This is a genomic window from Serratia sp. OS31 (assembly GCF_014164835.1).
GTDB classification, from domain to species: Bacteria; Pseudomonadota; Gammaproteobacteria; order Enterobacterales; family Enterobacteriaceae; genus Serratia; species Serratia liquefaciens_A.
The window spans coordinates 1-2,936 of record NZ_JACJFQ010000079.1; the positions used below are offsets into that span (position 1 = coordinate 1).

The 2,936-nt window shown below is 45.3% G+C and carries 1 protein-coding gene and 1 pseudogene; one reads left to right on the plus strand and one right to left on the minus strand.

Annotated features, from left to right (window positions below):
- The first annotated feature begins 153 nt into the window (after positions 1–153).
- Positions 154–1,002, plus strand: coding sequence for an oxaloacetate decarboxylase (locus tag H5P17_RS26270; RefSeq protein WP_182825897.1), 849 nt, complete (start codon positions 154–156; stop codon positions 1,000–1,002).
- A 230-nt stretch (positions 1,003–1,232) separates the two neighbouring features.
- On the opposite strand, the pseudogene H5P17_RS26275 reads toward H5P17_RS26270, so the two are convergent.
- Positions 1,233–1,347, minus strand: a pseudogene (locus tag H5P17_RS26275) (transposase); the annotation flags it as partial.
- Positions 1,348–2,936: the final 1,589 nt, after the last annotated feature.

Sequence of the window (2,936 nt, forward strand, 5' to 3'; positions counted from 1 at the left end):
CCAAAGATTTGACTATGTTATTATAATTATACAAATATAGTTATTTCTTGGTTAACATTAGCATAACCGTACAAGAACCAACTGCGTGCCGGCCGCTTCAACTTCTATAACTCTCTGCATGAAAGGAGTATTTGATATGTCGAAAGCACAGCAATGACCCTGATTGAGGCGCGTCGAGCACTCCCTATGCCTGGCGTATACGACGCGTTCAGCGCCCGGCTGGCCGAGCATGCGGGATTCAAAGCGCTACAAGTCAGCGGATTTGCAGCCGCTGCCACGGTACTCGGGCTACCCGATATAGGCATTCTGTCCCTAAGAGATCAGATCAATGTCGTTCAGGTGATAACGCAATCGGTTGACATACCGGTGATGGCAGACGGCGATACCGGTTTTGGCAATGCCCTGAATGCTTACCATACAGTGCGTTTGTTAGAGACTGCCGGCGCTGCGGGCGTTAACCTGGAAGACCAGTCGTTTCCAAAACGTTGCGGACACATGAACGGAAAGTCATTGATCCCCATCGAGGAAATGGTGCAGAAAATTCGCGCGGCTGTTGCGGCGCGCATCGATACGGATTTTGTCATCAACGTACGCACCGATGCGATAGCGATCGAAGGCCTGGCTGGTGCCATTGAACGCGCTAATGCCTATGCCGAAGCTGGCGCCACGGTCATTTTCATTGAAGCAATTCGTTCCCGGGAAGAAAGCGAAGCCGTCGTTTCGCAAGTCAAGGCGCCCATCAGCATCAATATGCTCGGAACCCGCGGCGGTAAAACCCCGCTGCTTAGTCGGCGAGAGCTCGAGTGTTTAGGGGTAGCGCGCGTCTCTTATCCGATACTGACGCTTTGTGCGGCTGGAGCAGCCATGCAGCTGGCTTTGGCGACATTAGCAGAGTCCGGGCGGCTGGACAGTCTGGAACACCAATTGCTCTCATTCGACGAAGTGACTGATGTGGTAGGGTTGTCCGCGGAAAGGGCGCGTGAACAGGCCTTTCCGCGATGAGTGGGCAAACGCTTTTCGCTAAACTCTGGGGAGACCATCAGGTCGCTGAGATGGCTTGCCTCCGGGCTGTGTTGGTTATTGATCGCCTGATACTGCACGAGATTACCGGCGGCTACGCGTTGCGAAAAATGATGTAAAGTGGTGAACGCCCCGTTCTACATCCGTCCCAGGTCTTCACCGTCGCGGATCATGCCATCAGCACATCCTGCAGCGAGGCTCAAATCAGCAATCCGCCACGTGTAAAACGTGGCGTCGGAAATGCACAGCTTGCGACAGACTTCCGGTACGGTCAGCTTGCTTCAGAGTAAAGACAATCTGCTCTTCGGTGAATTGTGACTTTTTCATCAGCACCACCTCCGTTCGAGAGAGTGTGTATCATGCCGGAATCATGTTTCTGAATGGAGCAGGATTTTGGGGCCTGGGCTCGATGCAGCAAAGCAACGTTGCCGTGAAGGTCGGTTAAAATCTAAAATGACGAGCGGTAATATTGAATCGGCTAAAAAAGTATTAGCCAGCGTTATTCCTCTCAGATACGTAGCTAAAGATCTCGATGTTCCTGTACCAACGCTGTACCGTTGGTTGCTGGCATCAAAGCATTCTTAGAGCACATTTAGGAAATTACGGGTTAAATGCTCCCGTTATTCCTATTTATATTCAGTTGGTTATCTATTATATCACCTTGATAGTTTATTTGTCTAAAAATAGACTTGATAGAATGGCAATAATACTGCATTGTTAATTAGATTATACACATAAATTAATTAATGATATCAGTGGGGGGGGGTATGCTAAAAAGGCAAATCTTGAACCAAAAAGCGCACGAATTTGCTCTCCATTACCTAGCTGTCAATGGGAAGCAATGTTCTCCAGAGGATTTCGTTATTGAAGTCAGGAAAATGGAATGTGTTTTTTTAAAGATTTTAGAGAAACAGAGTTCGTAAATATAATAAACATCATCAATAACAATAAGGTGAATTATAATGTTGTGCTCTTTACTGTGCGTGGCTTGAGTTGATGCTCTATTAATTTTCAATTAATGAGATGTTCACTACTTGTTCTGGCTATCTGCATGCTGGGGAGATGCTAGAAATAGAGAATAATCATGGAAAATATTGTGCTCATTAGTACGATCTTGGTATGTTTAATATTCGTTTTTAGGATTTTCACGGAAAGCTGCGTCGTAAAACATATACAGGTAAATTTTTTTGAGTTTATTTCACCATCCCGATGAACATCCATCATAATGGACAGTAATTCAGTTACATATCTGACTACGTGAGCGACGCTAAAACGAAGCTGATCGCTATACTTGGGGGAGGGGGCGGTTATGTGCCCAAGAAGCCGTTAATTATTATTGTTAAGCCTAATTATTCCATATATTCTTGCTAGCCTTGCATCGACCTTCCGTAACTTCGTTGGCCAGAGATCTATGGTAATGGTATAGCGTTGTTGTTCGCATCCTGATTTTAACTTTAATTGAGTCCGGTGATCGTGACCAACACACATCAGCGGATCTTTTGAGTCTTGATGCGGAGATATTGAGGGTGCCTTTAGCACTTTTCACAGATATGGCATAAACTCTGCGTGGCTCAGGAATTGATGTGTGTATAGTTGTCTTGCTGCCGATAAATGATGATGTTGCCCTAAATAACATATGTTGTCTATGATATCCAATCCACCCATTGGATAATGGAGGTGGGGAGGTGGGGAGGTGGGGAGGTGTGAAATGCTGATGCTTATATGTGTCAAGGATGAAATTGTCGGTAATCATGTTGGCCCCGAGGAGGGGGGCGATACAGTGTATTAGTTTACATAGTTTATGTATAGTTGGTTTTTGGTAATTGATTAGAGTGTGTAATCCAAGTTTGAAGTAATCTACGATTCTTGACGGTATATGATAGTTATTGTTAATAATTTAAAGTGTAAATTATTAA